Source organism: Paracidovorax konjaci (assembly GCF_900112675.1).
Lineage (GTDB): Bacteria > Pseudomonadota > Gammaproteobacteria > Burkholderiales > Burkholderiaceae_C > Paracidovorax > Paracidovorax konjaci.
In genome coordinates, this window is sequence record NZ_FOMQ01000015.1 from 45033 (window position 1) to 71859 (window position 26827).

The window sequence follows — 26827 nt, forward strand, 5'->3', positions numbered from 1 at the left end:
CAAGGAAGGCTTTGCTCCATGCGCGTCAACCACCCCGTCACGTCCCGCGAGTACCCGTTCCCCCACGGGGAAACCCTGGTCTCCACCACCGACCTGCAGGGGCGCATCCTCTACTGCAACCCCATGTTCGTGGAGGTGAGCGGCTACGAGCATGCCGAGCTGCTCGGCCAGCCGCACAACATGATCCGCCACCCCGACATGCCGCCCGAGGCCTTCCGCGACATGTGGGAGACCATCGCCGCCGGGCTGCCCTGGTCGGCCGCCGTGAAGAACCGCCGCAAGGACGGCGACCACTACTGGGTGATGGCCAACGTCACGCCGCTGATGGAAGACGGCCGCCCGGTGGGCTACATGTCGGTGCGCACCGAGGCCACGCGCGAGCAGATCGAAGGGGCCGACGCGCTCTACGGCCGCATGCGTGCCGAGCAGCAGGCCGGGCGGCCCGTGCACGTGCTGCGGCGCGGCCGGCTGGTGCGCCGCAACTGGGCCGGGCGCCTGGCCGGTGCGCTGGACTTCGGCCTGGGCGGCAAGGTGGCCATGGCCTTCGCGGCGGCGTGGGCCGCCGCCTTCCTGGCGGGGCTGGTGGACGGCGAGCAGGGCGCGTTCTCGGCCCTGGCCTGGCTGGCGGCGGCCGCGGTGGCGGCGGTGGCCTTCGCCTACGTGCGGCGCGCGGCCGTGCTGCCGCTGGCGGCCCTGGTGACCGCGGCCAACCGCATGGCGGCCGGCGACCTCACGCAGAGCCTGCGCGTCACGCGCTCCGACCTCATGGGCGAGCTGCAGCAGGCGCTGGCGCAGCTCAACGTGAACCTGCTGTCCATCGTGCGCGACGCCCGCCAGGAGAGCGACAAGATGCGCCTGTCGAGCCGCGAGATCGCGCAGGGCAACCAGCACCTGTCCTCGCGCACCGAGAACCAGGCCAGCAACCTGCAGCAGACCGCCGCGTCGATGGAGGAGATCACCGGCACCGTCAAGCAGACCGCCGAATCGGCGCGCCAGGCGAGCGACCTCGCGCAGCAGGCCACCGGCGTGGCCGAGCGCACGAGCGGCGCCGTGGACGACGTGGCCGCCACCATGCGCGAGATCCAGGCGTCGTCCGGCCGCATCGGCGAGATCACCCGGCTCATCGACTCCATCGCCTTCCAGACCAACATCCTCGCGCTGAACGCGGCCGTGGAGGCCGCGCGCGCGGGCGAGCACGGCCGGGGCTTCGCCGTGGTGGCGGCCGAGGTGCGCAGCCTCTCGCAGCGCACCCTGGAGGCCGCCAAGGAGATCCGCGGGCTGATCGACGAATCGGCCGCGCGCGTGGGCGAGGGCAACCAGCGCACCGACAGCGCGCGCAAGACCATGCAGGAGTCGCTGGGCCTCGTGCGCCGCGTGGGCGCGCTCATCGGCGAGATCCACGGCGCCTCCAGCGAGCAGCTCTCGGGCATCTCGCAGGTGAACGCCGCCGTGGCGCAACTGGACACCATCACCCAGCAGAACGCCGCGCTGGTCGAGGAAAGCGCCGCCCTGGCGATGGAGCTGGAGCGGCAGGCGCAGACCGTCTCCGATGCGGTGCAGGTGTTCCGGCTCGAAGGCGGCACGGGCGGCCGGGCCCCCGCGCCCGACGCGGTGGCGCTGCGCCGCGCGGCCAAGGCCGCGGCCGCGCAGGCCCGGCCCGCCACGCCCGCGCTGGCCGCGCCGCGCTGACCGGGCAGGCGGGCAAGCGGGCAGGGGCCGGGCACGCCGGACCCGCTGCCGGCCCGGCGGGGCCGTTTTTTGAAACCCTGTGTATCCACCCCGGCCGTGGCGGCGCCCGGCACGTTGCGGGCGGCGCGGCTTGGGCCGACACTGGCGCGGTGCGGCGGCGGCGCCCCCGCCGGCCCGCACCGCACCGGAACGCATCGCAACGCACCACCAGCACGGGAGGCCCCATGACCGCAGTCGCAGACATCCTCAGATCCAAGGCCCACCAGGAGGTCTTCACCATCGCGCCGTCGGACTCGATGCTCGACGCCCTGCGCCTCATGGCCGACAAGGGCATCGGCGCGCTGCTCGTGATGGACGGCGGCGCCATCGCCGGCATCGTCACCGAGCGCGACTACGCCCGCAAGGTGGCGCTGCTGGGCCGCACCTCGGGCGACACCCGCGTGGCCGACGTGATGACGCGCGCCGTGCGCTTCGTGCGGCCCACGCAGGCGAGCGGCCAGTGCCTCGCCCTCATGAGCGAGAACCGCCTGCGCCACCTGCCCGTGGTCGAGGAGGACGGCACCCTGGCGGGCCTGATCTCCATCGGCGACCTCGTGAAGGACGTGATCTCCGAGCAGCAGTTCCTCATCGAGCAGATGGAGCAGTACATCACCGGGCAGCAGCGCGGGTGATGCCGCCGGGGGATGGGTTCCTGTGGTTTTGGCTCCATGCCGCCGGATCCATTGCATTGTTTGCTATGTTCTAGATAGCAATCTGGAAGGTGCCCGCGGCAAGGCGGCGGGCACCGTGCGCGGGGCGCCGTCCGACGAAGCGCCGGCAGGTTTGTCGCATCGGGCGCGGTGCGGGGCTGGTGTCCAATGGGGCCATCTGCTCGGCCGTGAGGCGCCGGGCGCGCCCCGCCGCCTTCCACCGTGAACGAACCCTTGCGCATGTCTGCCCAGCCCCAGCCCCCGTCCCAGCCTTCGCCAGAGACCCGCCCGCTGCACCTGCCCGAGCCCCCGGCGCCCATCGAGGGCGTGGGCCCCATCGACGCCACGCCCTCGGCGCGCACCGCTGCGGCGATGCGCATGCCGCAGCCGGACACGCGCTCGCCGGCCGACCGCTACGAGGAGCTGTTCGTCGAAGTGCAGCGCCAGCGCGTGTTCGGCGATTCCAAGACCTTCGTCGATTGCGCGCCCAAGGCCACGCCCGAATCCATCCTCGCGGCCTACCGCGCGGAGCGCGGCGACGCCGGCTTCGACCTGCGCGCCTTCGTGCACCGGCATTTCGTGCCGCAGGCGCCGGGCTGCGACCACTCCACCGCGCCGCCGGGCCTGCCGCTCGCCGCGCACATCGACGCGCTCTGGGACGAACTCGCCCGCCACCCCGCGCACCATCCCGCGCGCGGCTCCCTGCTGGAGCTGCCGCACGCCTACGTCGTGCCGGGCGGCCGCTTCGTGGAGATGTACTACTGGGATTCGTACTTCACGATGCTGGGCCTCTCGCGCAGCGGCCGGCCGCGGCTGCTGCACGCGATGACCGACAACTTCGCCTACCTGATCGACACCTACGGCCACGTGCCCAACGGCACGCGCACCTACTACCTGAGCCGCTCGCAGCCCCCCGTGTTCGCGCTCATGGCCGCGCTCTGCGAATCCTGCGACGGCCAGGGCGAGCAGCGCTACCTGCCGCAGATGCTGCGCGAATACGCCTTCTGGATGGACGGCGCCCAGGGCCTGTCCGCGGGCACGGCGCACCGGCGCGTGGTGGCGCTGCCGGACGGCAGCGTGCTCAACCGCTACTGGGACGACCGCGACTCCCCGCGCGAGGAAGCCTGGCGCGAGGACCGCGAAACCGCCGCCGCCTGCAGCCGCCCAGCCGCCGAGGTGTACCGCGACCTGCGCGCGGCCGCCGAATCGGGGTGGGACTTCAGCTCGCGCTGGCTGGACGACGGCCACGGCGCGGCCACGCGCACCGCGGGCCTGGCCAGCATCTGCACCACGCGCATCCTGCCGGTGGACCTGAACGCGCTGCTGCACGCGAGCGAGGCCGCCATCGCGCGCCTCTCGCGCAGCGCGGGCGACGAAGCCACCGCGCGCGACTTCGACGCCCGCGCCGCGCGCCGCGCCGACGCCATGGCGCGCGTGCTGTGGAACGACGAGGCCGGCGCCTTCCTCGACTACGACTGGCAGAACGCCCGCCCGCGCCCCGCGCTCACCGCCGCCACCGTGGTGCCGCTTTTCACGGGCACCGCCACGCCCGCCCAGGCCCGCGCCCTGGCCGCCACCGTGCGCCGCCGCCTGCTGGTGCGCGGCGGCCTCGCCACCACCGAGACCGCCAGCGGCGAGCAGTGGGACCGGCCCAACGGCTGGGCCCCGCTGCAGTGGATGGGCGCCGAAGGCTTCCAGCGCTATGCCGCCCAAGACCCGGCCTGCGGCGAGCTGGCCCGGGACATCCGCGAGCGCTGGCTCACCACCGTGCGCGATGTCTATGCCCGCGAGGGCAAGCTCGTGGAGAAATACTCGCTGTGCGAACGCAACCAGGACACCTCGGTCGGCGGCGATGGCGGCGAATACCCGCTGCAGGACGGGTTCGGGTGGACGAACGGGGTGGTGCGGGGCTGGCTGGACGATCCGGTGTGGCGACGGCCAGTGGCGCCCGCGGCCCCGCAGGGCGCCGCTGCCGCAGGCCGCTGAAGCGCGCGCCGGTCAGCGGTCCAGCGCCACCACCGTGTCTTCTTCGGCCGCCGCGCAGCCGGCAGGGGTGACCAGCTCCGGCCGGTCCGGCGTCCAGCCCCGGTGCACCACGGCCCGCCGCGTGTCGTGGCAGAGGCCGATGCGCTGCGCGCCGGGCACCTGGCGCCGCGCGAATTCCTCGATGTCGCGCGGCAGGCTCGTGCGCCATCGCAGCGCCTGGATGTCCTGCAGAGGGTGGTCGTCCACATGCACGAGCGGTGCGAAATGCGCCGCGAACATCAGCGCGTGCGAGCCTGCCGGTAGCGGCTGCGGTGCATAGCCCTGTGCGCGCAGCCAGCGCTGGGCCTGCGCCCGGGGAGTGAGCGGTGGGTCCGCGCTCTCCCCGCTGCCCCACGGAGCCCACGCGCGGGCCAGCATCTCCGCAACCCACTGGTTGCAGTTCTGGTAGCGCGTGCTGAACGCATAGGCGTTGGCGCTGTAGTCCTGCGCCAGCAGCGAGAGCGCCGTGTCCCGGTCGCGCGCAACGCGCTCCAGGGCGGCGCCGGCCGGCCCCGGCAGCAGCACCACGGCCACGTGGCCCGCGCGCACGCCGTCAGCGCCCAGCACGAATCCCGGCAGCCCCTGGTCGTAGATGCGCGGGCGGGCGACATCGCATGCGTAATAGAGTTGGCGCACGGACCAGCGGCCGGTCTCTGGCGACCGCAGTGCGATGCCGGCGTGCGAATACAGCACGCCGAATCGGCCCAGGTCCATGCCGGAACGGGCAATCAGCGCCACCGTCTGGCCCGAGTCGTCCAGCGCCTGCTGCACCGCGGCGGCGAAGCGCAGGCGCCGGTCCTGCTCGGCCACCCCCGCCTCCTGCGGGCGTTCACACAGGCCCCAGGTGCCCGCGTAGGCAGGGCGCGAGCCGGCAGTGCCCAGGACGGCGCCCGCCGCCAGCGCCGATAAGGCTGCCCGGCGAAGCAACGGCCGCAGGCACCTCGCGCCGGCCATCAGAGCGGCACGGCGGTGTCCAGGCCGCTCGCCCACGCATCGTCCAGCACGAGGAAGAACGCCTCACGCGTCTCCGCGCGGGCGAACTCCACGCCGTACGGCCGGGAACTCGCCCGCACCCTGTCGCCCACGGCCAGCGCCCGCCCGCCCTGGGCCGCGCGCGGCAGGGTGAGCAGGAATTCGTCGTCCGCGGCACGCAGTGTGAGGCGCGCCTTGTCCGGCTGGCCGGCCACCTCGGCGACCTGCACGACGCGGTACTCGCCCTCGGACAGCTTCCGGCCGCGGTCCGGGCCGCCGCTGGAGCGGCCGATGGAATCCGACGCGCTGGAGGCGGAGGAGCCCGCGCTGGACGCGAGCGAAGTGAACAGTTCCGCATGCCCGGACAACGGCAGCAGGCAGGCGGCCAGCAGCGCGGCGGCGGTGGCGCGCGGGCACAGGGAAAGGTGTTTCATGGAAGGCCTCGGTGGTGGTGGCCCCGGGCGCCGGCACGGCGCGTGGGAACGGTGGAATCGGGAAAAAGAAGAACAGGAAGCACGGGAGCGGCCTTGGGGGCCTGCCCGCCCTTCAGCGGAATTGCGCGAGCAGTTCGTCGGCGCCTTTTTCGATGCCGGCCTGCGCCGCGTCCATCGTGCCCAGCGTCGCGGCGATGTTCAGCGCGTTCGGGTATTGCCGTGTCACGAAGGCATCGAGCAGCGCGCCGCTCGGCGCATCGAAGATCTCCACCGCATAGCTCACCGAGCCCGTGAACGTGCCTTCCTTGCCGCGCAGCCCCTGCACCAGGTTGTAGGGTCCGCCCGCGAGGTCGAAGCGCGTCACGGTGCTGAGGCCCCGCGTGGTGGATTTCGCGCCGGTCAGCGTCAGGCGCAGCCGCAGGGTGCCGGGCGTGGGGCGGTCCACGATCCGGAAGCGCGTGGCGAGCCGGGCGGTGAACTGGTTGCGCAGGTAGTCGGCCAGCGCATAGCGGGCCGTCTCCGGCACGTCCTCGAACTGCTGGTCAGGCCCGCGGTACACCGTCACCGGGTCGATGATCAGCCGGGAATAGCCGCGCCAGTCCGGCGCCGGCGCGCCCGACACCGCGCGGTACGGGATGCGGCCCGTGGTGTCCTGCGGGTTGGGGCGCAGCCATTGCGAGGACTGCAGCTCGGTGTAGGGCACGGGCTGCGTGGCGGTGGCGCAGCCCGCGAGCAAAGCGCAGGTGAGCCAGGGCACGGCGCGCGCGAAGGGGGTGGAAAGAACGGGGAGCGGCATGCGGATCGGTCTCCAGGACAAGGGACGGGAGCCGCCCGGGCACGGGTGCGCCGGCGGGCGGGAGGCAGCCTGTACCATGCCCCGAGGCGCCCGCCCCTGGAACGGAAGGGCGCACAGACAACGGCATGGCTTAAAACTGAACAGGTCTGTACGGTTTAGTATTGCCCGTGCCGCCGTGCCCTGTCAAGAAAACAGTACAGGGTTGTTCAGTTTTGGCGACAGGAGAACGGATGCGGGTGAGAACCCAGGCGAAGCGCGATGCGATCGTGGAGGCGGCGGTGGCGCTGTTCGAAGAAGCCGGCTACGAGGCCGCATCGATGAACGAACTCGCCAAGCGGGTAGGGGGCTCCAAGGCCACGCTGTACGGCTACTTTCCCTCCAAGGAGCAACTGCTGGTGGCGGTGGTCGAGCAGGTGGCCACGGGGCATCTGGCGCTTGCCGCCCGGCGGCTCGAAGAGGCCATGGCCGCCGGCGCGGAGTTGCGCGGTGCGCTCACCGGCTTCGGCGACGCGGCGCTGCAGGTGCTGGCCAACGACCGCCACGCCATCGCCGTCTACCGCATGGTGCTGGCCGAGGCGGGCCGCTCCGACATCGGGCGCCTGTTCCACGAGGCCGGGCCGCGGCAGGGCATCGACACCCTCGCGCGGCTCATGCGATCCGAAATGGAGGCGGGACGCGTACGGCCTGCCGATCCCCGCCTGCGCGCGACCCAGTTCCTGTCGCTGCTCACTGCGGAGATCGATGCCCGCATCTACGAACGTGACCCCGTGCCCATGTCTCCGGCGCAGATCCACGGCACTGTGGAGCGGGCGGTGGAATTCTTCATGGCTGGGGCCGTACCCCATGGGGATGCATAGCCTTTGGGGCTACATGCCGCCGGATTCATTGAATAGTTTGCTATTGTTTTCGTAGTGATTTGAGCTTGGGCCGCAGCGGCGCCCTGCAGGGTGCCGGGGCCGCTCGTCGGCATGGTGTTCTTCCGCCGGGGACAGGCAAATCGCCGACCGCACAGCGGCCGGCAGGGCCGCGTCGCCCGCGCGGGCTTGCGGCCCAGGACATCCGCGATGCTCCGCGCCTCATCTGAACGGGTCGCGTCCCGATGAAGCCAATTTATATTCCCGGTAGCGCTGGGGCGCGGAAAAATCCACGAAATCCAGCGGCGAGGCCCGCAGGTGAACCGACGCCTGCGTGGATGGCAAGGGAGTGAACAGATCGGAACGCAGCACCCTGGCCCTGATTTTCTTCGCCAATTTCGGTCTGATGTCCGGTGAAATGAACCCCACGTAAAGGAAGAGCCCGCCGAAGCCCACGCTCTCGATCAACAGGTTTTTCGCGTCGCCAGGAGGGAGCACCGAGCGGGTCAGCCGGATGAAGAACGGATTGGCCAGGCCTTCGCTGTTGCTGCAGCCGAACGCTGGGGAATCCGGCGACGTGACGACGTGGGGGGAGAGCAGGCAGCCGAACAGAAACACATGCTCTTCCGCCGGCGGGTTGCGCCCATGGAGCATGTAGTCCCTGTAATGCATGGCCGGATGCGAAGCCTCCTGAGAAGCCCTGGCGGAATTGAACAGGATCTTCATGAGCCACCGGCGCAGCAGGTGGTAGCTGTATGTCAGCGTGAATGAATCGGCCAATAGGGGAGAGGTGAGATCGTTGGAGAGGACGAACTCCTTTCCGTGCCCATCGAGCGCTCCCAAAAGAACATTGTTGCAGTGGGAGCAGACGTCCTTGACCTTGATATCGGTCGGAATGCGCGCTTTCTTGGACTCCAACCATCCGTTTTTCCCTCCGACGAAATTCTTGTCCACCAGGTCGTAAAGAAACGAGGGCACGACATGTTCCCTGGTCAGGGTGCCGTCGCCATCACAGTAAGCGCAAGTTGCCATGGAGTCCTCAAAAGCGGAAGTCCGTGCAGGCCGCGTCGGGCTGGCGCCTGCGCGGTGTTTCGTTGAAAGCCGGACCTTATCGCAGGACGCGCCATGCGCGGCCAACTCCGCTGTTGCGTCCGCCCGTCTGCCGTGCCCGTGCCCGTGCCCGTGCCCGTGCCCGTGCCCGTGCCCGTGCGGCATCGTGGGCGATGGATCGGGCCCGTTCGATCGGTGGAGGACCATGCGGATGCCGCGGTCCTGGCCTGCGCGGGAAGAACGGTTTGGGCCCCATGCCGCCGTATCCATTCGATAGTTTGCTATTGTTTTCATAGTGAAATTGCTGGCGTGCCGGCGGCACGACGGGGTGCCCGCCTACCGGCGGCGGGCCGCCGCCGCGTAGGCTCGGGGTTTCGGCGGGCCGCCCGGCGCCCGCGTGTCCTTTCCCTCCCCAGGCCCACCCATGAAAATCGCCACCTTCAACGTCAACAGCGTCCGGGCGCGGCTGCCGGCCCTGCTGCAGTGGCTGCAGGAGTCGCAGCCCGATGTCGCCTGCCTGCAGGAGCTGAAATGCACCGACGACGCCTTCCCGGCCGAGGCGATCCGCGCGGCGGGCTACGGCGCGCTGTGGCACGGGCAGAAGGCCTGGAACGGCGTGGCCATCCTCGCGCGCGGCGCCGAGCCCATCGAAGTGCAGCGCGGGCTGCCCGGCGATGCGGCCGACAGCCAGAGCCGCTACCTGGAGGCGGCCGTGGGCGGCGTGCTGGTGGCCTGCCTCTACCTGCCCAACGGCAACCCCGCGCCGGGCCCGAAGTTCGACTACAAGCTCGCCTGGATCGAGCGGCTCGCCGCGCGCGCGGCGGTGTTGCATGGCCGCGAGGAGCCGGTGGTGCTGGCGGGCGACTTCAACATCATCCCCACCGAACTCGACGTCTACCGACCCGCCGCCTGGGTGGACGACGCGCTGTTCCGCCCCGAGGTGCGCGAAGCCTTCCGCACGCTGGTCGGCAGCGGGTGGACCGACGCGCTGCGCGCCACGCACCCGGGCCAAGCGGTCTACACGTTCTGGGACTACCTGCGCCAGCGCTGGCCGCGCGATGCCGGCCTGCGCATCGACCACCTGCTGCTCAACCCGGCCGCCGCGCGCCGGCTGCAGGAGGCCGGCGTGGACCGCGAGGTGCGCGGCCGGCCACAGCCGAGCGACCATGCGCCGGCATGGGTGGTGCTGGGGCCGGCCAGGGGTTGAACCGGAGGCCGCAGTCCGCCGCGCGCGACCGGCGCCTCGCTCCGTGCCTTCTGCCGGCCGATGCGGATGCGGGCCACCGGCAGCCAGCCGCACCGGACGTGTCAGCCGCGCGAGGGCGCCACCGCCGCCACCTTTTTCTTCGCCTTGCGCGTGTCCGGCAGGAAGGCGGTCGCCAGCCCCAGCAGCGGCAGGAACGATGTCACGCCATACACCCAGACGATGCCGTGCACGTCCGCGAGGTCGCCCAGCGCGGCCGCGCCGATGCCGCCGATGCCGAACATCAACCCGAACATCAGGCCCGACACCAGCCCGACGCGGCCCGGCACGGCCTCTTGCGCATACACCACGAGCGCGGCGAACGCCGAAGACATCACCAGCCCGATCACGACGGCCAGCACGGCCGTGCCCGCCAGGCCCACGTACGGCAGCGCCAGCGCGAACGGCGCCACCCCGAGGAACGAGATCCAGATCACCGCCTTGCGCCCGATACGGTCGCCCACGGGTCCGCCCGCGAACGTGCCGGCGGCCACCGCCGCGAGGAACATGAAGAGAAAGAGCTGGCTGGTCTGCACGCCCAGGTGGAAGCGCTCGATCAGGTAGAACGTGAAGTAGTTGGTGAACGAGGCGATGTAGACGAACTTGGCGAACATCAGCACGCAGATGACGGCCACGGCCCGCACCACGCCCGCGCGGTCCAGCCCCTCGCCGCGGCCCTTGGCCAGCACGCGGGCCTGCGCCGCGCCGTGCTGGCGCACCCACCCGGTGAGCCGGAACAGCACGAAGATGGCCACCAGCGCCACCACCATGAACCACGCCACCGCCGTCTGGCCGTGCGGGACCACGATGGCCGCAGTGAGCAGCGGGCCGATGGCCGTGCCCGTGTTGCCGCCCACCTGGAAGGTGGACTGCGCCGTGCCGAACCGCCCGCCCGAGGCCAGCCGCGCGATCCGCGAGGCCTCGGGGTGGAACGTGGCCGACCCCACGCCGACCACCGCCGCCGCGAGCAGCAGCATCGGATAGCTGTGCGCCGTGGCCAGCAGCGCGATGCCCAGCAGCGTCATCCCCATGCCCGAAGGCAGCAGGTAGGGCTTGGGATGCTTGTCGGTGTAGAGCCCGATCCACGGCTGCAGCAGCGAGGCCGTCACCTGGTAGACCAGCGCGATGATCCCGATCTGCCCGAAACTCAGGGCGAAGCCCGCCTTCAGCATCGGGAAGATCGACGGCAGCATCGCCTGGATCATGTCGTTGAGCAGGTGCGCGAACGCCGCGCCGCCGACGATGGGCAGCAGGAAGCCCTGCGGTGCGGCGGCCTGCGGCAAGGGCGGGTCATCGAGCGTGGGCGGGGCGAGGGTCGCGGTATCGGCGGTCATGGTGGGGCGGAGAAAGCTTCGGGAAAAGAGGGGAGGGAGCGGGTTGCCAATCTCGGGGCGCAGGGCAACCGATCCGAGAGCGTACGCCCTGGCCCCGTGGCCGATTCGCGCGCATCTGCCAAGATTTGTCGTGGTTCTGCCATCCCGCCGGATGGCCGGCCATGCAGCACGCCCGTTGGCAAAGGCCGCGGCTCGCCCACACCCCCCGCATACGCCCCTCCGCCGCCCGGGCCGCCACCGTGCGCCGGCTGCAGGCGCGGCCTCCCGACCCTGCCCCTCTGCCCCTGCCCGCGTTTACTGCGCTGCCGCGGTGGGGTAGAGGGCCTTCACCCCGGCCCGGGCCGCGGGTTGGCCCAGGCCCGCGAAAGTGCAGCCCACCTCGTAGGTCTGCCCTGCGAGCACGCTCACCGCGACACGAGGCTGGGCCACCCCCCGGGGCGTGCTGCAGTGCACGCGCAGCGTATAGCGCCCCGGCCGCAGGCGAAGCTCCCGCGCGTGGTAGGCCTGGGTGAGCGCGACCAGCGCATCGCCTTCCCCGTAATCGACGAAGGCGACCAGGAACTCCTGGGAACCGGTGTAGGCCTTGACGATTGCGACCTCGCTCACGGGTGCGGTGAGGCTGGCATTGCCCGCCACGTCGCCACGGCTGGCGCAACCGGCGGACAGTGCCACCGCAAGGGATAGAAGAAGACCACGGGGAGTGAAACGCATGGGGAATCGGACGGGCGAGCAGCGCGCGAGAGAAAGCAGGATTCTGCAGCCGGCGGGTGCGTGCGCCGGAAGAAAAACAGCGGCGGCGTCACCGAGCACAAGGCCCGGACCCCGCAGCGCGGCTCCCTCGTATTGACAAGTAAACCTGACATCCATAAAGTCATGTAAACCTTACATGGAGTTGCCGATGTCCGTTTCCGCCGCGTCCCGTTCAGCCCAGTCTTCGCCTGCTTCCTCGCCCAGCCGGCGCTACGCCTTGCGCACCGCGCTTTTCATGGCCGCTTATTCGCTCTTCCACATCGCTGCCATCTTCGGCGCCTTCGACGCCTGGATCGGCACGCCCGCCGGCTGGCTGCTGGCGCTGGCCGTGGCCTTGCCCATCGCCGGGCAGGTCTGGGCCCTCATGCGGCTCATCGCCGACAGCGACGAATACCTGCGCGTCCTCTGGGCCAAACGCGTGATCCTGAGCGCAGGCATCGTGCTGGTGGTGTGCACGGCCTGGGGCTTCGGCGAGACGTATGCCAATGCGCCGGGCCTGAAGGCGTGGCTGGTCTTCCCGCTCTTCTGGGCCGTCTCCGCCGTGGTGTGGCCCTTCGTGCGTTCCAGCCGCTGAGCCCGTCGCGATGAAGAACCAACTGCGCGCATTGCGCACCGAGGCCGGCTGGACCCAGGCCCAGCTCGCCGAGCACCTGGGGGTCTCGCGCCAGGCCGTAAACGCGCTGGAAGTGGAAAAGCACGACCCGTCGCTGGATCTGGCCTACCGCATCAGCGTGGTGTTCGGGCGGCCGGTGGAGGCGATTTTCGAGAACCCGTACCGGCGGGAGGCATAGGGGCCAACGCGGCGGCCTGGGACCGTGAAAAGGGAGGAGGGGGCCAGGCCGCACGAGGCCTCGGGGTTTACGCGATGTGCTCCGCAATCTGCTTGTCAAAGCTCGACCGTACGGATACCGTGGCGGCCATAAAAGCAGAGGGGGAGTCGGCATGAAATGTTGGAAAACAGTGGGCGTATTGAGTTGCCCGGCGGAGTTGCACAGCCCAGCGTCTTTGACGGTCAAAGAGGTTGCTCAGAAACTGAGCAGAGCGTTCCGCTTGCTCAGCGGCGTCTCATCACAGAAATCGCTGCAGCAATTTTGCAAATGGACAGTGGTTTCCGGATTGCTCGGAGGGAGCGCATTCACGGCGCAGGCTTTCGACCTTTCTCCCAAGGGAACCCGCTTCGACCGGGACGCGGTCAAGGCGTGGGCACCGTCCCGGCTCGATGGGATTCTGTCTTCGTTGGCCGAAAGGGGCCTCCCGAAGTTCAAGCAATCCGTCCATGAGGAAATCACGCACCGCGCCCACGATTGCAATTACGAAGGCATCGGGATTTGCAGCAATCCGGACGCCGAGTACGCAACGCCGTATGTCATTGCCGGAGTCCGCTGGAACGATGATCCGCCGTTCCAGATGAAGTCTCAGCAGGTGCAAGGTACCTCGTGCAAAACCACTTACCCTGACGGGCGTCCAGTGACCATCAGGTTCATTACCCAGCCACGGTGCTGGGGAGAACTGTTTCTTGCCGCAGAAAAGCAGATCAAGGCAAGTCCTGAGAAAACATTCGACGCGGCCAGCCAAGCCGCGCTTCCTCTGCGCTCCCATTTTGGGGATCTGCAGTTCATTCATTCGATGGCGTCTGCCAATGACGAGGATCCGATCGAAACCCGCCGGAAAATTCTGGGTTGGGCGGAGTTCACCTGGGGCGTCGCGATGGGGGACTACGAACTGGGTACTTGGCTCAAGGACGTCAAACTGCCGGTGATCGAGCAGTTCTTCGGAACGAGCGGTTGGCGCGTGCAGGATCTGTTCGCCCTGGGCGATCCCAGCCTGAGAAGCCACCTCGACGATGTCGCGTTTGGAAGCCTGCTGCACATGGTCGAAGACAGCTTTGCGGCGGGCCACGTGGATCGGATGGAGCCCGCTGCCGGAAAAAAATGCGCGGGGAGCCTGCATCGTGCTCCAGGCCCGATCCAGGAGTTTCACTCCTACACCCACCAGGATTCCTCCCGGCATGCCGAAGCAGACAGCCGTACAGCGTTTGTGAACAACCGCCTGGTGCCCGATGTCGTGGACGTGGGTCGGGCCCTGGTGGCGTTGCGCCAAGCTAAGGCAGGTTGGCCGGAGGTATCTGCCTATCTCGAATGCGTTTATGACTTGACGCCAGCGGTGCGCAAAGCTACGGCAGGGAACTTCTAGCAGCCGGTGCGGCAACTACCTCCCTCATGCGCGATAAGCCCAGAGAAAGAACTTCCTGCGCTGCCGCCCGTTTTCCATGTCCATGACCTCCAACGCCTCCCTGTTGTCATTGCTGCAAGCCTTCGAAACCGAACTGCATCGTCCCGCAGTGCGCGGCGATGCCGCGCGGCTCGACGCGCTCCTGCACGAGGACTTCCGGGAGTTCGGCCGTTCCGGCAGCATTTACACCAAGGCCCATGTGTTGGCGCAATTGCCAATGGAGGTACCGCATGCACTCACCGTTGCGGATCGCTTCGATTGGATGGATTTTGAGAAATTCCCTTAGACCGCACGCGCTAGGTATAACCTGCGGCTTAGTGCGGTTTACATTGCGTTAGAAATCGATTAACCCATAAGGAGGAGAAATGGCGCTTTACAAATACAGTCAGCGTTTGACGCAATCGAGCGACGCAGCGTTTGACTCAACTCACACGCCCGGCACGGCGGCTCCGCACCCCGGAATCTATCGTTGCACTTCCTGCGGCGACGAGATTGCCATTGCAGGTGGACACACTCTGCCGCCTCAAAATCATCGTCAGCACAACCCAGCCAGCGGTCAAATTAAGTGGCAGTTGCTGGTTTATCCGGTCCAGCAAAAATAAGAATTTTTTCTGACCCGACGCTCAAGCCGATCCGCTTGCAGCGTCGGCTTAGATGCTTTGTTAAACCTCAAGAGACGACATGGACTTCCCTGGTGAAAAGCTAGTGATCAAACTCTGGGAAACACTGACCGAGAAGGGAATCGGGGCATTGCTTTCGCCGTGGCAAGCTACCCGAGAAGGCCGGGCAAGAAACGAGGTCCGCCGACATGAGATCCTCATCTTGGCGCAGGCAGAAACGGACGCTGTTGATATCCGATCAGGCAAGAAGCAACTTCGTCCAGATGGCACTTTACTGCTCACAGGCGCAGCGGGTATTCCGCCTGCCGCTGAAGAGCGCATTGAACCAACGCTAGCGTACTCAACCATGGTTGAGTACGGCAGCAGGGCCGCCGCGGCGGCAGTGGCTCGTTCAGAAATTAACGCAACGAAGGCTATCCTATTTGCGGAAGAGCAACTTGCAAACGACGCGCAGATTCCATCCGATCAGAATGTGGACGAAGACTGGCTATTCGTGTGGCGTGAGCACGCTGGCAAGGTGTCTACTGAGGATCTACAAAGGTTGTGGGGCAGTGTTTTGGCAGGTGAGGTGAAGACGCCTGGTAAGTATTCGATTCGGACGCTGGATTTTCTGAAGGCGCTTTCTAAGGTGGAAGCCGAAATGATTGGCAAGTTAGCGAGCTATGTCATAAACGGGTGCATCGCTAGCGGCCAAATGGAATACCTAATATCCAAAGGCCTGTCATTATCGACGCTGCTACAAATGCAAGAGATAGGGGTTGTCTCTGGCGTCGAGTCTCTAGGGCTTACTAGGACCTACAAGTCAGTCGTGGAAGGCAAATTCATCCGGGCACTCGTGTCGCACAGCAAGGCACTAGTCGTGGAGCACGAAGACGCCTCGAAAACGCTTGATTTCGACATTTATACGCTCACGGCCGTCGGTAGGCAGGTACTCGAACTAGGCTCATTCGAGCCTGACATAGAGTACTTGCGCTTAGTCGGGAAGGAGTTCGCTAAAAATGGTTTCTCAGTCAAACTTGCCGACTGGCAGAACTTATCAGAAACCCAGGGAAATTACTTCAATGGAATAGAAATCCCAGGTGATGATCCTCCCTCCGAGGCTTAACCGGCCACTCAACTCGGACCTTTCGCGGTAGGTCGCGAGAGGTCGGTTAGTTTTACGTTGAATGCTTTCTTGATCCCACCAGCGGCGGCTCATAGCCGATTGCTGCCTTACGATTCAATCAGCTTTCAGCCAATCATGGCCGACTACCTCACCGCTGAGCGTCCTCCCAGCACATTCCTACGCCAAGGCCAAGCAACACCAGCATGATGCCGTACCACCCAGTAAACCAACTGAGCGCCGCCGCCAAAAATACTGCAATGACCAGCGATATGAGGGTGAGAAGCCCCACGCGCCAATGAATTGCCAATATCGCAATCAATTCAACCAGCGCATCCATAGGATCGGTCTCAGGTTCTGAATATAGGTTTGCGGCCGATGGTAGTCGCTGCTCCGGCTTGTGGCCCATGGAGCGTGCTGACTTTGTTGACGCTTCGGTGGCGGAAATGTCTCTCGCGCTGGTGAGCGTCTTACTCGGAAAAGACGAGCACGCTTCCGGCAAGTATGGCCGCCACACCATCTTCGCGGCGCGAAGCGCTCGCGCAGCCAGGGCCGAGCGAAGCGATGGCCCGTGTGCTCCCCACCCCCTTCTGGATGCGCCTGGGGCGCGCAGGGCGCGGGGTGGCGGGTGTGCCGCAGGACACACCCGCTTCGTGATCTGGCTCGCCGTGGTTGCCCGCGCGAAGCGCGCAGCGCGCAGCGAGTTCCACGGCGCACCCCGCGACCGAGCACCCCAGGTTGCTCCGCAGCGCAGCGAAGGGGTCGCAGACAGCAGGGTCGCCCTTTCTTTGGTTACTTTCTTTCGGCGAAGCGAAAGAAAGTGACTCGCCCGCCGGGGCGAGACCCGGCCCCGGAACTCAACCCAGCACCAACTGCAAAAACAATAGCAAACTATCCAATGAATCCGGCGGCATGGAGCCCAAAACACCCCAAACCAGCCCCCACCTCCTCAGGCCGCCTTCTCCACATGCCCCTGCCGCGTGTACAGAAAATCGATCACCGCCTTCCTGCACTGCAAATACACCGCGTCCTCCGCCAACTGCACCCGGCTCCGCGGCCGCGGGATCTCCACCGCCAGCACCTCGCCGATGGTCGCCGCCGGTCCGTTGGTCAGCATCACGATCTTGTCGGAGAGCAGCACGGCCTCGTCCACGTCGTGGGTGACCATCACCACGGTGCTGTGGGTGCGCGCCACGATGTCCAGGAGTTCGTCCTGCAGCTTGGCGCGCGTGAGGGCGTCGAGGGCGCCGAAGGGTTCGTCCATGAGCAGCACCTGCGGCTCCATCGACAGCGCCCGGGCGATGCCCACGCGCTGCTTCATGCCGCCGGAGATCTCGCCGGGGCGCTTGTGCGTGGCGTGGGTGAGGCCCACCAGGGCCAGGGCGGCGGCGGTGCGTTCCTTGAGGCGCGCTTTCGATTCGGTGGCGCCGAAGACGCGCTCCACGGCCAGGTGGACGTTGCCCTCGCAGGTGAGCCAGGGCAGCAGCGAGTGGTTCTGGAAGACGACGGCGCGGTCCGGGCCGGGGCCCTTGATTTCCTTGTTGGCGCAGATCAGCGTGCCGGCGGTGGGCGTGGTCAGGCCCGCGATGAGGTTCAGCAGCGTGGATTTGCCGCAGCCCGAGTGGCCGATGAGCGAGACGAATTCGCCTTTGGCGATCGTGAGGTCGATGCCGCGCAGCGCGGGGAAGTTGCCCTTGGCGGTGCGGAAGGTCTGCTCCACGCCCTGGATCTCGATGAACTTGGTGTTGAACGGTGGTTGCATGAGGAGGGACTCCTGGATGTTTCGGAGGGGAGGGGGGGAGCGGTGCCTGACCGGGGTGGCGCGGCGCAGGCAGGCGTGGATCAGGCCTTCACTTCTTCGAACGAGAAGGCCGTGGCCAGCTTGACGAGCGCGTATTCGAGCAGCAGCCCGACGATGCCGATCACGAAGATGGCGATGAGGATGTTCTTGACGTTCAGGTTGTTCCACTCGTCCCACACCCAGAAGCCGATGCCCACGCCGCCGGTCAGCATTTCTGCCGCGACGATCACGAGCCAGGCGGTGCCCACGGCCAGGCGCACGCCGGTGAGCATGTAGGGCAGCACCGAGGGGAAGAGGATGGTGGTGGCGATCTTCCATTCGGAGAGGTTCAGCACGCGGGCCACGTTCATGTAGTCCTGCGGCACGCGCTGCACGCCCACGGCGGTGTTGATGACCATGGGCCAGATGGAGCAGATGAAGATGGTCCAGATGGCGGCCGGGTTGGCGCCCTTGAAGACCAGCAGGCCGATGGGCAGCCACGCGAGCGGCGAGACCGGGCGCAGCAGGCTGATGAGCGGGTTGAACATGCGCGAGAGGAAGGTGAAGCGCCCAATCACGAAGCCCGCCGGGATGCCCACCACGGCCGCGAGGCCGAAGCCCACGGCCACGCGCTCCAGCGAGGCCAGCACGTTCCAGCCCACGCCCTGGTCGTTGGGGCCGTTGCGGTAGAAGGGGTGGCTGAACAGCTCCACGGCCTGCTTCCAGGTGTCGGCCGGGTTGGGGATGCTGCCGCCCGTGGTGCTCGAGACGACGGCCCACACCACCAGCAGCAGGCCGATGCCGCAGGCCGGCGGCAGCACCGCGAGCCAGAAGCGCCGCAGCGCGGCCGAGGGTTCGCGCGGCGGCCGGGTCGTGGGGGCGGCGGCGGCAGCGGCAGAAGCCGCGGAGGCCGCGGTGGGCGAGGGGGTCTTGGCAAGGGGTGGCGGCATGGTGGTGGCGGCAGCCCCGTGGGGCTGGGATGGGGCGGCGGATGCGGATGCGGATGCGGATGCGGATGAAGGCTCCGCGGGGGCGTGGAAGACGGCGCTGACCATGGGGGCTCCTTCGCTGCGATGCGGTTAGTGGGGCGGGACGGGTCGTGCGGGGCGGGGTCGTGCGGGCGTGCCGTGCGGAGGATCAGGCCCGGACCTTGAATCCGTCCGCGTATTTGGCGGGGTCCTTGCCGTCCCAGACGACGCCGTCCACCAGCTTGCTCGTGCGCATTTCGCTCTTCGGGAGCGGTGCCTTGGCGGCGGTGGCGGCCTGCTTGTAGAGGTCGATGCGGTTGATGGATTTCGCCACGCCCAGGTAGTCGGGGTGGTCCTTCAGCAGGCCCCAGCGCTTGTGCTGCGTGAGGAACCACATGCCGTCCGACAGGTAGGGGAAGTTCACCGCGCCGTCGTTGTAGAACTTCATGTAGTCGGGGTCGTCCCAGGTCTTGCCCAGGCCGTCCTGGTAGCGGCCCAGGATGCGCTGGTTGATGGCGTCCACGCCGGTGTTCACGTAGGCCTTGCCGGCGATGGTCTCGGCCATCTTGTTCTTGTTGGCCAGGCTCTCGTCGATCCAGCGGCTGGCCTCCAGGATGGCGGCGGTCACGGCGCGCGCGGTGTTGGGGTATTTCTGCACGAACTCCGAGGTCGTGCCCAGCACCTTCTCGGGGTGGTCCTTCCAGATCGCCTGGGTGGTGGTGGCCGTGATGCCGATGCCGTCCATGATGGCGCGGTGGTTCCAGGGCTCGCCCACGCAGAAGCCGTCCATGTTGCCCACGCGCATGTTGGCCACCATCTGCGGTGGCGGCACGGTGATGACCTTGGCGCCCTTGAGCGGGTCGATGCCGTTGGCGGCCAGCCAGTAGTAGAGCCACATGGCGTGCGTGCCCGTGGGGAAGGTCTGCGCGAAGGTGTAGTCGCGTTTTTCGGTGGCCATGAGCTTGGCGAGCGATGCGCCGTTCACGGCGCCCTTGTCGGCGAGCTTCTTGCTGAGCGTGATGGCCTGGCCGTTGTTGTTCAGGGTCATGAGCACGGCCATGTCCTTCTTGGGGCCGCCCAGGCCCAGGTGCACGCCGTACACCAGCCCGTAGAGCACGTGCGCGAAGTCCAGCTCGCCGTTCACGAGCTTGTCGCGCACGCCGGCCCAGCTCGCTTCCTTGCTGGGGATGATCTTCACGCCGTATTTCTCGTCGATGCCCAGCACCGAGGCCATCACCACGCTGGCGCAGTCGGTGAGGGGAATGAAGCCGATCTTCACTTCCTTCTTCTCGGGGGCATCGGAGCCGGCGGCATGCACGAGCGCGCGCAGCGCCGGGCTCACGCCGACGGCGCCCACCGCGGCGGCCTGCAGGACGGTACGGCGGTGGAGGCTGGTTTTCGAGAGGTCGGTCATGAAGGCTTTCCTTGGAAACGGTGCGGGCCGCGTGCGGCCCGGCGACAAACAAAAAAAGGCGTCCTCACGCCGCGGTGTGCGGGCCCTGGCGATCCCTCGGGGAGGGGGATCGGCTGCCGGGGCCGCGCGCTGCGCGGGTGGGGACGCCTTTGTCCGGTGCTGCCGCGTCCCGCCCGCCGTTGGGAGGTCCGCAGCCTGGACCGCCATCGGTCCGCCGGTGTCATTGCAAGCGCTGTGCCAGCGCTGGGTGGAGGTCGATTTGCTATCGTTTGGATAGCAAACTATTCAATGGATCCGGCGGCATGGAGCCGTTCTGGTCCACGGGCAGGGACTGCGGGGGGCGCGGTGCGTCTTGGTGCGCGCCGCACTGCCGTTGTGCGGATCGGCGCGGAGGTTGTGCGCATGCGTTGCCGAAAAGCCCTGTGGACCCACCGAGCGGCGCAGCCGCCCGGGAGCATGTCACCCCAGCAAATCCGCCACGTCCAGCATGCGCTGGGCCACGTCCACCAGCCGCATGCCCTTGTCCATGGCGGTCTTGCGCAGCTTGTCGTAGGCGACCTGTTCGGTCAGGCCCTGGCGCTGCATGAGCAGGCCCTTGGCGCGGTCGATGGTCTTGCGGTCCTGCAGCGCGCCGCGCGCGTCGGCGAGTTCGGCCTTCAGCGCCTGCTCGTGCTGGAAGCGCGCCATCGCCACGTCCAGGATCGGGCGGATGCGCTGGGGCGCGAGGCCCGCCACGATGTAGGCGGTGACGCCCGCGGCCACGGCGTCCTTCACGTGGGAGGTGTCCTCGTCGTTGGTGAACAGCACGATGGGGCGGGGCGCCTCGCGCGTGGCCATCACCACGTGCTCCAGCGCGTCGCGGGCGGCGCTCTCGGCGTCCACGATCACCATGTCCGGCTGCAACTGCGCGATGCGCTCGCCCAGGAACACGTCGGCCGGCAGCGTGGCGACGAGGTTGAAGCCGTTCTCCAGCAGCCCGATGCGCAGCGCGCGCGAGCGCTCGGCCTGCACGCGGGCGTGCTCGTCGTCCTCTTCGGCCACCTCCAGGTCGGGGGCCACCACCACGATGCGCAGCGACTCGTTCATATGCCCCAGCTTAAAGCAAGAACCACGCCAAATTGGTGCACTGCAGCAGTGCGGCCGCGGCGCACGCGGGCGGCGTCACCCCGGCGCGCTCCAGGATTGGAACTTGCTATTAAGCCGGGCTAACCCGATAGCGTGCGGGGCCAGGGTCTTATATACCTCCGGTCCCATGGATCAACCGAATTCAATGGATGGAGCGTGCGATATGGCGATGACAAGGCAGGGAATGGCGCGGGGACCGCGCCGGGCGGCGTTGGCGGGGCTGGCGGGCGCCTGCGCCGTGGCCCTTGGGCTGGCGGGCTGCAGCCGGGTGCCCGACACCCTGAAGATCGGCGTGGCGCAGCCGCTCTCCGGCCCGCTCTCGGCCCTGGGGCAGGACATGCTCAACGGCGTGCGCCTGGCGGTGGACGAGCTGAACCAGTCCGGCTTCACCGTGGACGGCAAGCGCGTGACGCTGGAGGTGGTGGCGCAGGACGACCGGGCCGATGCCGCCACGGGCAAGACCGTCGCGCAGCAGCTGGTGGATGCCGGCGTGGTCGCGGTGGTCGGCCACCTCAACTCCGGAGTGAGCATCGACGCGGCGCCGATCTACGGCACCAAGGGCATCCCGCAGCTGGCGATCTCCACCAACCCGCGCTTCACCGAACTGGGCCTGCCGGGCACCTTCCGGCTGGTGGCCAACGACACGCTGCAGGCGCGCGCCATGGGGTCCTTCGCGGCCACGCAGCTCTCGGCCACCCACTATGCGGTGCTCGACGACGGCACGCCCTACGGCAAGGGCCTGGCCGACGGCGCCGCCAAGCAGATCGCCGCCGAGAAGCGCACCGTGGCCGTGCGCGAATCCTTCGACGACAAGACCACCGATTTCAAGGCGCTGGCGGCGAAGCTGCGCGACGCGCGCGTGGAGGTGATCGTCACCACGCTCAACGACTTCCAGGTGGTGGCGCTCATCGACGCGCTGGTGCAGGTGGACTACCGGCGGGTGAACATCCTGGGCGGCGACACCATCAAGACCACCGACATGCTCAAGGCCGACAAGAAGGTGGACGGCATCTATGCCACCTCGCCCGTGCTGGAGGCGCGCGAGTTCGTCACCGGGCGGCAGTTCCTCGACCGCTACAACACCGCCTACAAGAAGGCGCCGGCCTATGGCGGGCACTACAGCTACGACGCCACGTACGTGCTCTCGGCCGCGATCCAGCAGGCCAAGTCGGGCGAGCCGAAGGAGATCACCAAGGCCCTGCACACCATCAACGGCTATGCGCCCGTCACCGGCACCATGAAGTGGGACGACAAGGGCGAGCAGCGCTACGGCGCCGTGGGCGTGTACGGCATGCGCGGCGGCAACTGGGAGCTGCGCATGCGCTCCGACCGCTGGTAAGCAGGCCCGGCGGCGGGCCCGCCCGGCCGGGGTGGGGCAGGGCGCCTACACTTGCGCGCCTATGAACAGTCAGTTGATCCTCGGCATCGAATCCTCCTGCGACGAAACCGGCGTGGCCCTGGTGCGCGCCCCCCAGGGCGGCGGCGTGCCCACGCTGGTCGCCCACGCGCTGCACAGCCAGATCGACATGCACCAGGCCTACGGCGGCGTGGTGCCCGAGCTGGCGAGCCGCGACCACATCCGGCGCGTGCTGCCGCTCACCGAAGCCGTGCTGGCCGAGGCCGGCTGCGCGCTCGCCGAGGTGGACGTGGTGGCCTACACGCGCGGCCCGGGCCTGGCCGGCGCGCTGCTGGTGGGCGCGGGCGTGGCCTGCGCCCTGGGCGCGGCGCTCGGGCGGCCCGTGCTGGGCGTGCACCACCTCGAAGGGCATTTGCTGTCGCCCTTCATGAGCGCCGACCCGCCGGAGTTCCCGTTCATCGCGCTGCTGGTCTCGGGCGGCCACACCCAGCTCATGCGCGTGGACGGCGTGGGCCGCTACGAGCTGCTGGGCGAGACCATCGACGATGCGGCCGGCGAGGCCTTCGACAAATCCGCCAAGCTCATGGGCCTGGGCTATCCCGGCGGGCCGGCGCTGTCGCGGCTGGCCGAGCAGGGCGACCCCGCCGCCTTCAAGCTGCCGCGGCCGCTGCTGCACAGCGGCAACCTCGATTTCTCGTTCGCGGGCCTCAAGACCGCCGTTCTCACGCAGGCGAAGAAGCTCGGGCCCGACCTGGAGGCGCGCAAGGCCGACCTGGCCGCCAGCACACAGGCCGCCATCGTCGATGTGCTCGTGAAGAAGACCCTGGCGGCCCTGGACGGCACGGGGCTGGCGCGCATCGTCGTGGCCGGCGGCGTGGGCGCCAACCGGCTGCTGCGCGCGCAACTGAACGCGGCCTGCGAGCGCCGCGGCGTGCGCGTGCACTACCCCGAGCTGCACCTGTGCACCGACAACGGCGCCATGATCGCCATGGCCGCCGCCATGCGCCTGCAGGCCGGCCGCGAGGCGCCCAACCGCGATTACGCCTTCGACGTGAAGCCGCGCTGGCCGCTCGACCTGCTCGCCTGACGCCCCCGCCCGCGCCCCGGGGTGCCCACAAAAAAGCGCCCGGCCTGTGGGGCGCGGGCGCAAGGGCGATAACCGTGGCAGGCGGGGTGCAGGGCACGCGGCAGAGGGCTGCCGCCGCGCCTGCCCGCCCCAAGAGCGCTTGGACCGGGCGGATCAGCCGATCGAGAGCTGCGTGGCGCGGCTTTGCGGCACCACCTTGGCCAGCACCAGCGTAAGCACGCCGTTCTCGAGCTTGGCCGAGCTGCCGGCCACGTCGATCTCGTCGGCGAGTTCCCAGGCGCGGTTCACCTGGCGGGGCGCGCCTTCGACGCTGGACAGGCGCACCTGCTGGCCTTCGATGGTGATGTTGAGCTGCTCGCGGGCCAGGCCCGGAACATCGATCTGCAGGGTCACCGTTTTCTCGTCCTGGGCGACCGCGGTGCCCTGGCTGGCGAGGGTGCTTTGCAGGAAGCGCTGCAGCGCGAAATCCGCGGGAGCGGCGGGACGGGTGGCGTAGGCGGTGCGGCGGATGACGGGTGCGAAAAACATGGCAGGAACTCCTGGTGAAAAAGGGGCGCCCAAAGCGCCTGGAACAGGGGTGGAGGCGGCGCCCGGGTTCGCCGCTTGGATCACAAATGCGTATGCCGCAGCGCATTTCAAGGGCCTTTTCGGCGTTGCCGTTGCGGGGCCCGCATCGCGCGCCGCGCCGGGCTCGAAGGCCTCGCCGCCCCTGCGGAACCCGGCCCCTGCGGCGTTGTCCCACAGGGTTTCGTTGCCACGGGTTACAACCCCCTCGCCAGTGCGCCAAAGTGCAGCAAGCACAATGCTCGGTCTCAGGAATCCGCCGCCATGCCCATGTCTTTCCGCCTCTCCGCCCCATCGCGTCCCCGAGCCTGCGCCCGCCGTGCGCTGGCCGCCACCTGCGCGGCGCTGGCCGCCCTGGGGATCGCCGGCTGCACGGGCGTGCCCACCTCCATGCCCGGCATGAACGCGCCGCGCTTCGACCCCGACGACTTCAACACCAACGCCAGCATCTACACGCGCCACATCGATGCGCCCCCGGCCCGCGTCTGCGAGGGCGCGCGCCGCTCGCTGCTGAGCCAGGGCTACCTCGTGGGCACGGCCAGCGCGGAGGTGGTCGCGGGCCGCAAGTATTTCCAGCCCTCCAACGACATCCACTACCAGGTCGAGATGCGCGTGGTCTGCGCCTCCGAGGGCCCCGACAAGCAGCGCACCGCCGTCTTCGCCAGCGCGCTGCAGGACCGCTACGTCATCAAGAAGATCAACAACTCCGCCTCGCTCGGCGTGGGCGCGCTGGGCTCGGTGTCGCTGCCCGTGTCCGCCAGCGACGACACCCTCGTCAAGGTGGGCAGCGAGACGGTGACCGACGCGCGCTTCTACGACCGCTTCTTCCAGGTCTTCGACCGCTTCATCCCGCCGCGCGAGGCGCCGCAGGAAGTGGGGCAGGCCTCGCCCAAGGTGCCGCTCACGCCCGACACCGCCAACATGGTGCGCGAAGCCCGCGAATCGGGCGAGGTGAAGGACCCCGCGGCCGGCGCCGCCACGGCCACCCCCGTGGCTCCGTACCGTGCCCCGGCCACCTCCGCGCTGCCGGCGCAGTCGCCCGCCGCGGCGGCCAGCGATCCGCTGCCGCAGGTGCTGCCCTATCCGCCGCCATTCCCGGCCACGCCCGCCTCCGCGGCGGTGGCGCCCGCATCGGCGCCCTGAGGCGGCGGAGCGATCGGGCGATCCGGGGAGGGCGGTTGGGGGAGCCCTTGCCCCTTCGGCGCGCAGGCCCTCGGCGGGCCGCTGCCGGTTGCGCCGTCCGATACACTGCCGCGCCTTTCCCCCGCCCTGGAGCGGCGGCGCGCCGTGTCCGCGGCCGCCCGCGCCGCGTGCGGTGTTTCCTTCCTCCGTCCGTATGACCGCCTTCCTGACCTCGTTCCGCTCCCCCCGGGCCGGCGCCACCGCGCCGGCCTCCGCACCCGCAGGCGCTACCCGCCGGGGCGCCCTGGCCGCCTGGCTGGCGGCCGCCTTCCTGGGCGTTGCGCCGGGCGCCATCGCGGCGTCCCCCGCACCGGATGCCGCGCCTTCCACCACCCGCGGCGCCGTGGCCGCGGCGCCCGTGAAGGTGGCGCTGGTCGAAAGCCTCTCGGGCCCCTTCGCCAACACGGGCGAGGCCGTGTTCCGCAACGTGCTCTGGGCCGTGGAGCGCGTCAACGCGCGCGGCGGCGTGCGCCTGCCGGCGTCGGCGGGTGGCGCGCGGCCCCTGGTGCTGGAGCGCTACGACAGCAAGGGGCAGAACGAGGAAGCGCTCTCGGCGCTGCGCGCCGCCATCGACGCGGGGGTGCGCGTGGTGCTGCAGGGCAATTCGTCGGCCACGGCCGCCGTGCTCATCGAGGCCATCAACAAGCACAACGAGCGCGACCCCGCGCGGCGCGTGCTGTTCCTCAACTACTCCGCCGTCGATCCGATCCTCACCAACGAGAAGTGCAGCTTCTGGCACTTCCGCTTCGACGCCCATGCCGACATGCGCATGGCGGCGCTCATGCAGGTGATCCGCGAGGACAAGGGCCTGCAGGGCGTCTACCTCATCGGCCAGGACTACAGCTTCGGCCAGGCCGTGCTGCGCGAGGCGAAACGCCAGCTGGCCGCCCAGCGGCCCGACGTGAAGGTGGTGGGCGAAGAACTCCACCCCGTGGGCCGCGTGAAGGATTTCGCGCCCTATGCCGTCAAGATCCAGGCGAGCGGCGCGCAGGCCGTCGTCACGGGCAACTGGGGCAACGACCTCACCCTGCTCGTGAAGGCCGCGCGCGAGGTGGGCTACGCCGGCACCTTCTACACCTTCTACGGCAACGCGCTCGGCGCCCCCGCCGCCCTGGGCGACGCGGGCGTGGGCAAGGTCGTGGCCGTGGCCGACTGGCTGCCCAACGTGCCCACGAAGGAGAGCGAGGCCTTCTACCGCGCCTTCCGCCAGCGCTTCCCGAACCCCGCCGACGACTACGTGCACATGCGCATGCAGCTCATGGTCGAATCGCTCGCCGAATCGATGGAGCGCGCCGGCACCACCGACACCACCGCCGTCGCGCGCGCCATGGAGACGTCGCGCGTGCAGCTCGCCGGCCAGGGCGGCGCCATGCGCGCGGCCGACCACCAGTTCCAGCAGCCGCTGGCTGTGGGCGTGATGGAGCGCGCGGGCACGCCGGGCGTGCCGTTCGACGTGGAAGGCTCGGGCTACGGCTTCCGCGTGGTGCGCCGGATCGCGGCGGACCAGGCGGAGATGCCGCAGCGCTGCGAGATGCGCCGGCCTTGAGCGTCGTCGCCCGT

Annotated in this window: 27 protein-coding genes; 15 read left to right on the forward strand and 12 right to left on the reverse strand. The window is 68.8% G+C overall.

Features of this window, described 5'->3' with window-relative positions:
- Nucleotides 1–18: 18 nt before the first annotated feature.
- From BM144_RS18795 to treF, 3 genes are all read left to right on the forward strand, one after another.
- On the forward strand, nt 19–1689 hold the full coding sequence (locus tag BM144_RS18795; RefSeq protein ID WP_092955913.1) for a methyl-accepting chemotaxis protein: 1671 nt from the start codon (nt 19–21) through the stop codon (nt 1687–1689).
- A gap of 224 nt (nt 1690–1913) precedes the next feature.
- The gene (locus BM144_RS18800) at nt 1914–2360 is read left to right on the forward strand and encodes a CBS domain-containing protein (protein WP_092955916.1); all 447 of its coding nucleotides are present in this window, start codon (nt 1914–1916) and stop codon (nt 2358–2360) included.
- A gap of 240 nt (nt 2361–2600) precedes the next feature.
- Nucleotides 2601–4364, forward strand: coding sequence for an alpha,alpha-trehalase TreF (gene treF, locus BM144_RS18805; protein WP_245783728.1), 1764 nt, complete (start codon nt 2601–2603; stop codon nt 4362–4364).
- A gap of 12 nt (nt 4365–4376) precedes the next feature.
- Here the strand turns inward: treF and BM144_RS18810 are convergent, their stop codons facing one another.
- From BM144_RS18810 to BM144_RS18820, 3 genes are all read right to left on the reverse strand, one after another.
- A complete protein-coding gene (locus BM144_RS18810; protein ID WP_092955922.1) occupies nt 4377–5357 on the reverse strand; it encodes a DUF2145 domain-containing protein in 981 nt (326 codons plus the stop codon).
- Nucleotides 5357–5809, reverse strand: a complete 453-nt coding sequence (locus tag BM144_RS18815; RefSeq protein ID WP_245783729.1) for a hypothetical protein — start codon at nt 5807–5809, stop codon at nt 5357–5359. The genes BM144_RS18810 and BM144_RS18815 overlap by 1 nt, the downstream gene beginning before the upstream one ends.
- 112 nt (nt 5810–5921) lie before the next feature.
- Complete coding sequence (locus BM144_RS18820) at nt 5922–6605, reverse strand: DUF3313 domain-containing protein (RefSeq protein WP_092955925.1); 684 nt, start codon at nt 6603–6605, stop codon at nt 5922–5924.
- A 230-nt stretch (nt 6606–6835) separates the two neighbouring features.
- Between BM144_RS18820 and BM144_RS18825 the strand changes: the two genes are divergently transcribed.
- On the forward strand, nt 6836–7462 hold the full coding sequence (locus tag BM144_RS18825; protein ID WP_092955928.1) for a TetR/AcrR family transcriptional regulator: 627 nt from the start codon (nt 6836–6838) through the stop codon (nt 7460–7462).
- 219 nt (nt 7463–7681) lie between these two features.
- Here BM144_RS18825 and BM144_RS18830 read toward each other — a convergent pair whose 3' ends face one another.
- Nucleotides 7682–8491 carry a hypothetical protein gene (locus BM144_RS18830; protein ID WP_092955931.1) on the reverse strand — a complete coding sequence of 270 codons (810 nt, stop codon included), beginning with the start codon at nt 8489–8491 and terminating at the stop codon, nt 7682–7684.
- Between the two features lie 442 nt (nt 8492–8933).
- Here BM144_RS18830 and xth point away from each other — a divergent pair, with 442 nt between their 5' ends.
- Entirely contained in the window at nt 8934–9716 is a 783-nt protein-coding gene (gene xth / locus BM144_RS18835) for an exodeoxyribonuclease III (protein WP_092955934.1), read from the forward strand.
- A 101-nt stretch (nt 9717–9817) separates the two neighbouring features.
- Here xth and BM144_RS18840 read toward each other — a convergent pair whose 3' ends face one another.
- A complete protein-coding gene (locus BM144_RS18840; protein ID WP_092955937.1) occupies nt 9818–11086 on the reverse strand; it encodes an MFS transporter in 1269 nt (422 codons plus the stop codon).
- A gap of 294 nt (nt 11087–11380) precedes the next feature.
- Nucleotides 11381–11758, reverse strand: a complete 378-nt coding sequence (locus BM144_RS18845) for a hypothetical protein (protein WP_092955940.1) — start codon at nt 11756–11758, stop codon at nt 11381–11383.
- Nucleotides 11759–11984: 226 nt separating this feature from the next.
- Between BM144_RS18845 and BM144_RS18850 the strand changes: the two genes are divergently transcribed.
- The 6 genes from BM144_RS18850 (at nt 11985) to BM144_RS18875 (ending at nt 15793) form a co-directional block, all read left to right on the forward strand.
- Complete coding sequence (locus tag BM144_RS18850; RefSeq protein WP_092955943.1) at nt 11985–12410, forward strand: hypothetical protein; 426 nt, start codon at nt 11985–11987, stop codon at nt 12408–12410.
- A 10-nt stretch (nt 12411–12420) separates the two neighbouring features.
- Nucleotides 12421–12627, forward strand: coding sequence for a helix-turn-helix transcriptional regulator (locus BM144_RS18855; RefSeq protein WP_092955946.1), 207 nt, complete (start codon nt 12421–12423; stop codon nt 12625–12627).
- Nucleotides 12628–12778: 151 nt separating this feature from the next.
- The gene (locus BM144_RS18860; RefSeq protein WP_175526074.1) at nt 12779–14029 is read left to right on the forward strand and encodes a hypothetical protein; all 1251 of its coding nucleotides are present in this window, start codon (nt 12779–12781) and stop codon (nt 14027–14029) included.
- A 76-nt stretch (nt 14030–14105) separates the two neighbouring features.
- Nucleotides 14106–14354: a nuclear transport factor 2 family protein gene (locus BM144_RS18865; RefSeq protein WP_217644357.1), complete on the forward strand. Its 249-nt coding sequence runs from the start codon at nt 14106–14108 to the stop codon at nt 14352–14354.
- A 79-nt stretch (nt 14355–14433) separates the two neighbouring features.
- A complete protein-coding gene (locus tag BM144_RS18870) occupies nt 14434–14670 on the forward strand; it encodes a hypothetical protein (protein ID WP_092955952.1) in 237 nt (78 codons plus the stop codon).
- Nucleotides 14671–14749: 79 nt separating this feature from the next.
- The gene (locus tag BM144_RS18875; protein WP_092955956.1) at nt 14750–15793 is read left to right on the forward strand and encodes a DUF2806 domain-containing protein; all 1044 of its coding nucleotides are present in this window, start codon (nt 14750–14752) and stop codon (nt 15791–15793) included.
- Nucleotides 15794–15941: 148 nt separating this feature from the next.
- Here the strand turns inward: BM144_RS18875 and BM144_RS18880 are convergent, their stop codons facing one another.
- The 5 genes from BM144_RS18880 to BM144_RS18900 form a co-directional block, all read right to left on the reverse strand.
- Nucleotides 15942–16130, reverse strand: coding sequence for a hypothetical protein (locus BM144_RS18880; protein ID WP_092955959.1), 189 nt, complete (start codon nt 16128–16130; stop codon nt 15942–15944).
- A gap of 609 nt (nt 16131–16739) precedes the next feature.
- Nucleotides 16740–17552, reverse strand: coding sequence for an ABC transporter ATP-binding protein (locus BM144_RS18885; protein WP_092955962.1), 813 nt, complete (start codon nt 17550–17552; stop codon nt 16740–16742).
- 80 nt (nt 17553–17632) lie between these two features.
- On the reverse strand, nt 17633–18625 hold the full coding sequence (gene ntrB / locus BM144_RS18890; RefSeq protein WP_092955965.1) for a nitrate ABC transporter permease: 993 nt from the start codon (nt 18623–18625) through the stop codon (nt 17633–17635).
- An 82-nt stretch (nt 18626–18707) separates the two neighbouring features.
- The gene (locus tag BM144_RS18895; protein WP_092955968.1) at nt 18708–19952 is read right to left on the reverse strand and encodes a CmpA/NrtA family ABC transporter substrate-binding protein; all 1245 of its coding nucleotides are present in this window, start codon (nt 19950–19952) and stop codon (nt 18708–18710) included.
- A gap of 459 nt (nt 19953–20411) precedes the next feature.
- Nucleotides 20412–21038 carry an ANTAR domain-containing response regulator gene (locus tag BM144_RS18900; RefSeq protein WP_092955970.1) on the reverse strand — a complete coding sequence of 209 codons (627 nt, stop codon included), beginning with the start codon at nt 21036–21038 and terminating at the stop codon, nt 20412–20414.
- 202 nt (nt 21039–21240) lie between these two features.
- On the opposite strand from BM144_RS18900, the gene BM144_RS18905 reads away from it, so the two are divergent.
- Nucleotides 21241–22416, forward strand: coding sequence for a branched-chain amino acid ABC transporter substrate-binding protein (locus BM144_RS18905; protein WP_175526075.1), 1176 nt, complete (start codon nt 21241–21243; stop codon nt 22414–22416).
- Between the two features lie 61 nt (nt 22417–22477).
- Nucleotides 22478–23521: a tRNA (adenosine(37)-N6)-threonylcarbamoyltransferase complex transferase subunit TsaD gene (gene tsaD, locus BM144_RS18910; protein WP_092955976.1), complete on the forward strand. Its 1044-nt coding sequence runs from the start codon at nt 22478–22480 to the stop codon at nt 23519–23521.
- Between the two features lie 153 nt (nt 23522–23674).
- Here the strand turns inward: tsaD and BM144_RS18915 are convergent, their stop codons facing one another.
- A complete protein-coding gene (locus BM144_RS18915; protein WP_092955979.1) occupies nt 23675–24049 on the reverse strand; it encodes an Hsp20/alpha crystallin family protein in 375 nt (124 codons plus the stop codon).
- 300 nt (nt 24050–24349) lie between these two features.
- On the opposite strand from BM144_RS18915, the gene BM144_RS18920 reads away from it, so the two are divergent.
- Nucleotides 24350–25228 carry a DUF2242 domain-containing protein gene (locus BM144_RS18920; RefSeq protein ID WP_092955982.1) on the forward strand — a complete coding sequence of 293 codons (879 nt, stop codon included), beginning with the start codon at nt 24350–24352 and terminating at the stop codon, nt 25226–25228.
- 193 nt (nt 25229–25421) lie between these two features.
- Nucleotides 25422–26813, forward strand: coding sequence for a branched-chain amino acid ABC transporter substrate-binding protein (locus BM144_RS18925; protein ID WP_245783730.1), 1392 nt, complete (start codon nt 25422–25424; stop codon nt 26811–26813).
- Nucleotides 26814–26827 lie beyond the last annotated feature (14 nt).

Coding starts and splice junctions, on each gene's coding strand:
- ntrB (WP_092955965.1), bottom strand. CDS start 18,625: ATGGTCAGCGCCGTCTTCCACGCCCCCGCGGAGCCTTCATCCGCATCC.
- BM144_RS18865 (WP_217644357.1), top strand. CDS start 14,106: ATGTCCATGACCTCCAACGCCTCCCTGTTGTCATTGCTGCAAGCCTTC.
- BM144_RS18800 (WP_092955916.1), top strand. CDS start 1,914: ATGACCGCAGTCGCAGACATCCTCAGATCCAAGGCCCACCAGGAGGTC.
- tsaD (WP_092955976.1), top strand. CDS start 22,478: ATGAACAGTCAGTTGATCCTCGGCATCGAATCCTCCTGCGACGAAACC.
- BM144_RS18815 (WP_245783729.1), bottom strand. CDS start 5,809: ATGAAACACCTTTCCCTGTGCCCGCGCGCCACCGCCGCCGCGCTGCTG.
- xth (WP_092955934.1), top strand. CDS start 8,934: ATGAAAATCGCCACCTTCAACGTCAACAGCGTCCGGGCGCGGCTGCCG.
- BM144_RS18850 (WP_092955943.1), top strand. CDS start 11,985: ATGTCCGTTTCCGCCGCGTCCCGTTCAGCCCAGTCTTCGCCTGCTTCC.
- BM144_RS18900 (WP_092955970.1), bottom strand. CDS start 21,038: ATGAACGAGTCGCTGCGCATCGTGGTGGTGGCCCCCGACCTGGAGGTG.
- BM144_RS18825 (WP_092955928.1), top strand. CDS start 6,836: ATGCGGGTGAGAACCCAGGCGAAGCGCGATGCGATCGTGGAGGCGGCG.
- BM144_RS18840 (WP_092955937.1), bottom strand. CDS start 11,086: ATGACCGCCGATACCGCGACCCTCGCCCCGCCCACGCTCGATGACCCG.
- BM144_RS18920 (WP_092955982.1), top strand. CDS start 24,350: ATGCCCATGTCTTTCCGCCTCTCCGCCCCATCGCGTCCCCGAGCCTGC.
- BM144_RS18870 (WP_092955952.1), top strand. CDS start 14,434: ATGGCGCTTTACAAATACAGTCAGCGTTTGACGCAATCGAGCGACGCA.
- BM144_RS18895 (WP_092955968.1), bottom strand. CDS start 19,952: ATGACCGACCTCTCGAAAACCAGCCTCCACCGCCGTACCGTCCTGCAG.
- BM144_RS18830 (WP_092955931.1), bottom strand. CDS start 8,491: ATGGCAACTTGCGCTTACTGTGATGGCGACGGCACCCTGACCAGGGAA.
- BM144_RS18915 (WP_092955979.1), bottom strand. CDS start 24,049: ATGTTTTTCGCACCCGTCATCCGCCGCACCGCCTACGCCACCCGTCCC.
- BM144_RS18855 (WP_092955946.1), top strand. CDS start 12,421: ATGAAGAACCAACTGCGCGCATTGCGCACCGAGGCCGGCTGGACCCAG.
- BM144_RS18810 (WP_092955922.1), bottom strand. CDS start 5,357: ATGGCCGGCGCGAGGTGCCTGCGGCCGTTGCTTCGCCGGGCAGCCTTA.
- BM144_RS18820 (WP_092955925.1), bottom strand. CDS start 6,605: ATGCCGCTCCCCGTTCTTTCCACCCCCTTCGCGCGCGCCGTGCCCTGG.
- BM144_RS18885 (WP_092955962.1), bottom strand. CDS start 17,552: ATGCAACCACCGTTCAACACCAAGTTCATCGAGATCCAGGGCGTGGAG.
- BM144_RS18795 (WP_092955913.1), top strand. CDS start 19: ATGCGCGTCAACCACCCCGTCACGTCCCGCGAGTACCCGTTCCCCCAC.
- BM144_RS18905 (WP_175526075.1), top strand. CDS start 21,241: ATGGCGATGACAAGGCAGGGAATGGCGCGGGGACCGCGCCGGGCGGCG.
- BM144_RS18860 (WP_175526074.1), top strand. CDS start 12,779: ATGAAATGTTGGAAAACAGTGGGCGTATTGAGTTGCCCGGCGGAGTTG.
- BM144_RS18880 (WP_092955959.1), bottom strand. CDS start 16,130: ATGGATGCGCTGGTTGAATTGATTGCGATATTGGCAATTCATTGGCGC.
- BM144_RS18875 (WP_092955956.1), top strand. CDS start 14,750: ATGGACTTCCCTGGTGAAAAGCTAGTGATCAAACTCTGGGAAACACTG.
- BM144_RS18925 (WP_245783730.1), top strand. CDS start 25,422: ATGACCGCCTTCCTGACCTCGTTCCGCTCCCCCCGGGCCGGCGCCACC.